A 6,758-nucleotide genomic window follows, 5' to 3' on the forward strand; every position below is an offset into this window, starting at 1 on the left:
CGATTGGGGGGCCTGGGGGCCGGGGCCCTCGCCGTTCGGGGGCGCCCTTCCGGGGGGGGGGACGAGGGAGGACCCCGCCGTGGGCGGGGTGGGGGGGGCGGGCACCGTGGGCTGCGCGCCCACCGCCGCGCAGCCCGCCAGGGCGGCGACCGCCGCCCCGACCAGGATCTTCGCTGTGGTTCGGGTTCCATGCACCGCGCCACTCTGCTGGTCCGGCGGCGATCTTCGCGCCCCTACCGGCCGGGAATGCCCCGCACGGGTGAGGCGCGGTGCGCGCTGTTTGACCTGCTCAGTCGCCGGTGGCGCCGTCGATGCGCTCCCGGAGCAGGTCGGCGTGGCCGTTGTGGCGGGCGTACTCCTCGATCATGTGCAGGTAGATCCAGCGGAGGTTGAAGGGCTGCCCGGTGCGGTGCTTGCCCGCGGCCAGGTCGTCGAGGCCGTGCGGGGCGGCCAGGGTGCGCGCATGGGCGATCTCGGCCTGCCAGGTGGCGAAGGCCTCCTCGTAGGTGTCCTCCTCCGTGGCGTGGATGTCCCGGTCGGGGTCCTCCTCGGTGGAGTAGATCCAGCTCGCCTCCTCATCGGCCAGCACGCGGCGGAACCAGCCGCGCTCGACCTCGGCCATGTGCCGGACGAGGCCCAGCAGGTTGAGGTCGGACGGAGGGGCGGACGGGGTGCGCAGCTGGGCGTCGTCGAGCCCCTCGCACTTGCTCGCGAGGGTCGCGCGATGGAAGTCGAGCCACTGCTCCAGCGCCTCGCGCTCGCCCGAGGTGGTGGACGGGTCGACGCGGGTGACGGATTCGATGCGTTCGGTGGTCATGCGCGGCATCGTCCCTCACGGTCACCGGTCGCGCCAGCGTCTTCCCGCCGTGCCCCGGCCCACCGGCCGGTCACGGCCTACGGGGTGCCGAGCATGCCTCGCAGCAACTCCTCGAAGCCGGTGCGCAGTTCGGCGCGACTGGGGACGGCGGCGTGGAAGGAGCCGGCCGCGCAGGAGAACAACAGCCCCTCGCACCAGGCGATGAGGGAGAGCGCGTGCCGCTCGGGCGCCGGTGAGCCGGCCGCCGTCATCGCCGCGACGAGCGGGTCGTGGAAGGCGGAGCCCGCGGTGTCGAAGAAGGTGCGGAGCTCGGGGCGGCGGGTGGCCTCCAGGGCCAGTTCGTAGCGGGAGACGAGCAGCGCGCGGTGGTCCGTGAGATAGCGGTGCAGGGCGAGAGCGAGCGCGTCCACGAGGGCCTCGACGGTCGGGGCCGTGCCGGTCTCGCGGTGGGCGCCCGGGCCGCTGCCCGGCAGCTCGTCCGGGGCCAGCACGCGCGCCTCCCAGTGGACCTGGCGGCGAACGGCCGTCTCCAGGAGCGCCTGCCGGGTGCGGGCGTGGTTGGAGGTCGACCCCTGCGGCAGCCCGGCCCGCTCGTCCACGGCGCGATGCGTCAGGCCCCGCATGCCGCGCTCGACGAGGAGATCGAGGGCGGCGTCGCCGATGCGCTCGGCGCGGGAGGCCTGGGAGGCCGATGAGGCCTGTGGGGCCTGTGGGGCCTGTGGGGCCTGTGGGGCCTGTGAGGCGTCGGAAGCCAGGGAGTTTGACGAGGCCGGAGGAATGGGCTCGGCGGTCGGTGCGCTCATGGGGACAACCTACTACCGGCGCGACTACACCTGTAGTACGGTCGGGGTGTCGGACTCACTACACCTGTAGTTGCGTACTCCGGGGAGCAGTCATGGAACAGCACCGCGCCGTCGTCGTCGGAGCCGGAATCGGCGGACTCACCGCCGCCGTCGCCCTCCATCGCAACGGCTGGCGGGTCACCGTCCTGGAGCGCGCCGCCGACCTCGCCCCCGTCGGCGCCGGCATCGGCCTCGCGCCCAACTCCCAGCGCGCCCTGGACGTCATCGGCCTCGGCGACCGCGTCCGCGCACTCGCCGCCTGGCAGGGCGACGGCGGCCTTCGTACCCCCCACGGCCGCTGGCTCGCCCGGACGAACGCCAAGGCCGCCGCCGCGCGCTTCGGCGGTCCGCTCGTCCTCCTCCACCGCGCCACCCTCGTCGAGATCCTCACCTCGGCCCTCCCCGACGGCACCGTCCGCACCGGAGCGGCCGCCTCCCTCGCCGACCCCGGCGACGGTCGGCGCCCTGCCCGGCTGACCACCCCGGACGGCGAGACCGAGGCCGAACTCGTCGTCGCCGCCGACGGCATCCGGTCCGCGACGAGGCACACCCTCTTCCCCGAGCACCCCGGACCCCGCTACGCCGGCTGCACCACCTGGCGGGTCGTCGTCCCCGCGCCCGCTCGGCCCTTCGCCCCGCACGAGACCTGGGGCGCCGGACGCCTCTGGGGCACCCAGCCCCTCAAGGACGGCCGGATCTACGCGTACGCCATGGCCGCCGCCCCCGCCGGGGCCCACGCCCCCGACGACGAGAAGGCCGAACTCCTGCGCCTCTTCGGCGACTGGCACCACCCCGTCCCCGAGATCCTCGCCGCCGTCGAACCCGGCCAGGTCCTGCGCCACGACGTCCACCACCTGCCGGACCCGCTGCCCGCCTTCCACCGGGGCCGCGTCGCGCTCCTCGGCGACGCCGCGCACGCGATGATGCCGAGCCTCGGCCAGGGCGGGAACCAGGCCATCGAGGACGCCGTCGTCCTCGCCCACCACGCCGGCTCCGCACCCGACTTCGACCCGGGCCGCGCCCTCGCCGCGTACACCGCCGACCGGCTGCCGCGCGCCACCGCCATCGTCCGCAAGGCCGCCCGCATGGGATCGGTCACCCTGCTCTCCGCCCGGCCCGCCGTCGCCCTGCGCTCGGCGCTCCTCGGGACGGTCTCCCGCTTCGGCCCCGGGCCGGCCCTGCGCGGATTCGACGGCATCGCCGACTGGCACCCGCCGGTGGCCCCGGCCCGCCCCGCGTAAGCTGACCAGCCCGAACGGCACGCACGAGCGCGGCCGGTGGACGCGCGCGACACGACAAGGGAGACCACGTGAAGGTTGGCTGCATCGGACTCGGCGACATCGCGCAGAAGGCGTACCTCCCCGTCCTCGCCACCCTTCCCGGGGTCGAGCTCCACCTCCAGACCCGCACCGCCGCGACCCTGGACCGGGTGGCCGACACGCTCCACCTGCCCGCCGCGCAGCGCCACCGCGACCTCGACTCGCTGCTCGCCGCCGGACTCGACGCGGCCTTCGTCCACGCGCCGACCACCTTCCACGCCGAGATCGCCGGCCGCCTCATCGACGCGGGCGTGCCCACGTACGTCGACAAGCCCCTCGCCTACGAGTACGCGGACTCCGAGCGGATCGTGGAGCTCGCCGAGAAGCGTGCGGTCAGCCTCGCCGTCGGCTTCAACCGGCGCCTCGCCCCCTCCTACTCACAGTGCGCCGAGCACCCGCGCAACCTGATCCTCCTGCAGAAGAACCGGATCGGCCTGCCCGAGGACCCCCGCACCCTCGTCCTGGACGACTTCATCCACGTCGTCGACACGCTGCGTTTCCTCCTGCCGGGCGAGATCGAGCACGTCGACGTGCGCGCCCGGATCCGCGAGGGGCTCATGCACCACGTCGTGCTCCAGCTCTCCGGCGACGGCTTCACCGCCATCGGCATGATGAACCGGATGAACGGCTCCACCGAGGAGATCCTGGAGGTCTCGGGCCAGGACACCAAGCGTCAGGTCCTCAACCTCTCCGACGTCGTCGACCACAAGGGCCAGCCGACCCTGCGCAAGCGCGGCGACTGGGTGCCGGTGGCCCGCCAGCGCGGGATCGAGCAGGCCGTGCTCTCCTTCCTCGACGCCGTACGGGAGGGGCGGGTGCTCAGCGCGCGCGACGCCCTGCTCACCCACGAGCTGTGCGAGCGCGTGGTCCGCGAGGCCCTGGCCCAGGCCTCCTGAGAGCGCCGGCGCCCTCGGCGGCGCACACGGCGCCCACCACGGCGAGCGCTCCGTACAACGGCCAGTCGCCCCATCGGACGTAGCCCGTCGTCGACGTCGAGAGCGGCAGCTCGCGGACGGCGACGGCGCTCGCGTCGGTGCCGAGGACGGGCCCGATCCGGCTCCCGTCGGGGCCGTACACCGCGCTGACGCCGGTGAGCGTCGCGTGCGCGACGGGCCGGCCCGTCTCCGCCGCCCGCAGCGCGGCAAGCGAGGCGTGCTGGGCGGGCGCCCAGCTGTTCTGGAAGGTGCTGGTCGCCGACTGGACGACCAGGAGCCCGGCGCCGTCCCGGACGAGCCGCCGGCTCATGTCGGGGAAGGCCGACTCGAAGCAGATCAGCGGGCCGATACGAAGCCCTCCGGTCCCGTCGGCGGCGGGCAGCGTCATCACGACCGGCGCGGTGCCCCGCCGCCGGTCCTCCTGGGCCGCCTTGCCGAGCGAGGTCACCCAGCCCAGGACGCCGCGCGCCGGGATGTACTCACCGAAGGGCACGAGCCGCATCTTGTCGTAGCGCTCACCCGTCAGCCCCGCCGGACCGACCAGGACGGCGCTCTTGAAGATGCCGGGGCGGTCGGCGGCGCGCGCGTCCACGTTCACCAGGAGCGGCGCGCCGACCGCCCGCGCCAGGGCCGTGAGCCGCGCGGCGAGCTCGGGCCGCCCGGTCGGATCGGCGCCGACACCGCTCTCGCCCCAGACCACCAGGTCGAGCCGTTGCCCCGCGAGCGAGCGGGTCAGCGCCTCGGCGCGCGCCAACCGCCGCTCGGCCCCGTCCGGACCGTCGAACACCCCGGGCTGTACGAGGGCCACGCGCACCGTCCCGCTCTCGCGCGGCGCCCCGACGCCCCAGGCGGCCGAGCCGGCCACGAGCGCGCAGGCGGCGAGCCCGGCGACCCCGACGGCACGCAGCCCCGGCGCCGCGACGAGCAGGGCCACGGCGGTGTTCGCCGCCACCACCAGCAGAGTCACCAGCCACACCCCGCCGACAGAGGCGAGCCGCAGCGCCGCCGGCACCTCCCACTGGCTCGCGCCGAGCAGCCCCCAGGGGCCGCCGAGGCCCTCCCAGGAACGCACCAGTTCGATCAGCAGCCAGCCCGAGGGCACCGCGAGCAGGGCGGCGGCGGCCCGTGCGGGTGACGGCGCGCCGCCGAGCAGGGAGCGGACGAGCCAGCCCCACGGCAGCCACAGCAGGCCGAGCAGCGCGGCGACCGGCAGGAGGAAGACGTGCAGGCTGGGCAGCAGCCAGTGATGGACGGCGAGCACGAAACCGATCCCGCCGAGCCAGCCGTCCAGCGCCGCGCGGCGCGCCCCCGGAGCCGTACGGATCAGCAGCAGCCACGGGACGAGCGCGAGGTACGCCCACCACCAGAGGCCGGGTGCGGGGAAGGCGAGCGCGGGGAGCGTGCCGCAGGCGACGGCGACCAGGGAACGGACGAGCCCGTGCCCCCGCGCCGGGGACCGGCCCCGGCCCGGTGCGGGCTCACGGTCCTGGTCGCGGTTGACGAACGGCATCCGCATGACGGCCCTCCCGCCCTTGCCTTCAGTGTCGGACGTGACAGGCCCCGGCGCGGCACGACGGGCCGAGTCGAGCCGAGCCGGAACGGCCTGAGCGGGCCCCGCCCTGCCCGGCGACGGTCCGGCGGTCAGTGGCGGCGCCATCGTTCGTCGACGACGACCGAGCGGAGCCGCCAGCCGCCGTCGGTGCGCAGCGCCGCGAAGGCGTAGCGGCCGCCGCAGATGAAGTCCTCGCCCGTGGCGAAGCGCATCGGGTTCACGTAGTCGGCGCGGACGTCCGCGCCGTCGCCGGACTCCTGGTACCCGCCCGCCTCACGGAAGAGGACCCGCCGGTTCACGATGAGGTGCTGGCGTACGGGGAAGAGGGTCATGGTCTCGGCGAGCCAGTCGGCGACCTCGGCCGCGGGTCCCTCGATCCCGCCCGAGCCGCGGTAGTCGGCCCGGCCGTCCGGGGTGAACAGGGCGCGGTAGCCGGGCCAGTCGGCGTCGTCCACGGCGGCCGCGTAGCCGGTGATGAGGTCGTCGATGGCGAGCCGGTCCATCACGGTCGCGAGGTCCACGCGCTGCGTCATCGGTTCAGTCTCGGGCAGTGGGGCCCCGACGCCAAGGGGCGTGCGGGCGGTGAGTTCCGGGGGTGCGGTCATACTGTCCGACATGCGCGTGAACATCGATCCCGAACTGACCGACCGGACGTCCTTCTACCGGTTGCTCACCGCCACCGTCGTGCCCCGGCCGATCGCCTGGGTCTCCACGACGTCGGCCGACGGGACGGACAACCTCGCCCCGCACTCCTTCTTCACCATCGCCTCGGTCACGCCGCCCGTCGTGCAGTTCACGTCCGTGGGACGCAAGGACTCGCTGCGGAACGTGGAGGAGACGGGGCAGTTCGTGGTCAACCTCGCGCCCGAAGCGCTCTTCGAGCGGATCAACGCCACGGCGACCGACTTCCCGCGCGGGGTCAGCGAGTTCGACGCCTGCGGCGTCGAGCGGGAGCCGAGCCTGCGGGTGAAGCCGCCGCGCGTGGCCGCGTCGCCGGTGGCGCTCGAGTGCGAGCTGCACAGCACGGTGCGGATCGGCGACTCGACGGTCGTCTTCGGCCGGGTCGTGCACGCGGCGGTCGACGAGTCGGTCATGGTGGACGGCCACCCGGAGATGGCGCTGATGCGCCCGCTGACCCGGCTCGGCAAGAACGAGTGGGGCACCCTGGGCGGCATCCAGGAGATCGCCCGAGTGCCCTACCAGGGCTGACCGCGACGAAGAGCAGCCCGCGCGCCCGGCTACGGCCCCCTCGCGCCATACCGCGACCGCCGAGTGCCCGGCACGCCAGGCCTC

7 protein-coding genes and 1 pseudogene are annotated in these 6,758 nt (G+C 74.8%); 3 read left to right on the forward strand and 5 right to left on the reverse strand.

Annotation, left to right across the window (positions count from 1 at the left end):
• The 3 genes and pseudogenes from ACWFR1_RS19360 to ACWFR1_RS19370 form a co-directional block, all read right to left on the reverse strand.
• A pseudogene (locus ACWFR1_RS19360) lies at window positions 1-195 on the reverse strand (hypothetical protein); the annotation flags it as partial.
• Window positions 196-289: 94 nt separating this feature from the next.
• Window positions 290-817 (reverse strand): DinB family protein, encoded by a 528-nt coding sequence (locus tag ACWFR1_RS19365; protein WP_453552669.1) that lies wholly within the window; start codon window positions 815-817, stop codon window positions 290-292.
• A gap of 77 nt (window positions 818-894) precedes the next feature.
• On the reverse strand, window positions 895-1,620 hold the full coding sequence (locus ACWFR1_RS19370; protein WP_453552671.1) for a TetR/AcrR family transcriptional regulator: 726 nt from the start codon (window positions 1,618-1,620) through the stop codon (window positions 895-897).
• Between the two features lie 92 nt (window positions 1,621-1,712).
• On the opposite strand from ACWFR1_RS19370, the gene ACWFR1_RS19375 reads away from it, so the two are divergent.
• Both ACWFR1_RS19375 and ACWFR1_RS19380 read left to right on the forward strand, forming a co-directional pair.
• Window positions 1,713-2,900: an FAD-dependent monooxygenase gene (locus tag ACWFR1_RS19375; protein WP_453552674.1), complete on the forward strand. Its 1,188-nt coding sequence runs from the start codon at window positions 1,713-1,715 to the stop codon at window positions 2,898-2,900.
• A 68-nt stretch (window positions 2,901-2,968) separates the two neighbouring features.
• Window positions 2,969-3,874, forward strand: a complete 906-nt coding sequence (locus tag ACWFR1_RS19380) for a Gfo/Idh/MocA family protein (protein WP_453552676.1) — start codon at window positions 2,969-2,971, stop codon at window positions 3,872-3,874.
• Here the strand turns inward: ACWFR1_RS19380 and lnt are convergent.
• On the reverse strand, window positions 3,819-5,429 hold the full coding sequence (gene lnt, locus ACWFR1_RS19385) for an apolipoprotein N-acyltransferase (RefSeq protein ID WP_453552678.1): 1,611 nt from the start codon (window positions 5,427-5,429) through the stop codon (window positions 3,819-3,821). The genes ACWFR1_RS19380 and lnt overlap by 56 nt on opposite strands.
• 125 nt (window positions 5,430-5,554) lie before the next feature.
• Entirely contained in the window at window positions 5,555-5,998 is a 444-nt protein-coding gene (locus ACWFR1_RS19390) for a nuclear transport factor 2 family protein (RefSeq protein WP_453552680.1), read from the reverse strand.
• An 82-nt stretch (window positions 5,999-6,080) separates the two neighbouring features.
• On the opposite strand from ACWFR1_RS19390, the gene ACWFR1_RS19395 reads away from it, so the two are divergent.
• A complete protein-coding gene (locus ACWFR1_RS19395; protein ID WP_453552682.1) occupies window positions 6,081-6,674 on the forward strand; it encodes a flavin reductase family protein in 594 nt (197 codons plus the stop codon).
• Window positions 6,675-6,758: the final 84 nt, after the last annotated feature.

The sequence above is a fragment of the Streptomyces sp. NPDC055103 genome, from assembly GCF_053607625.1.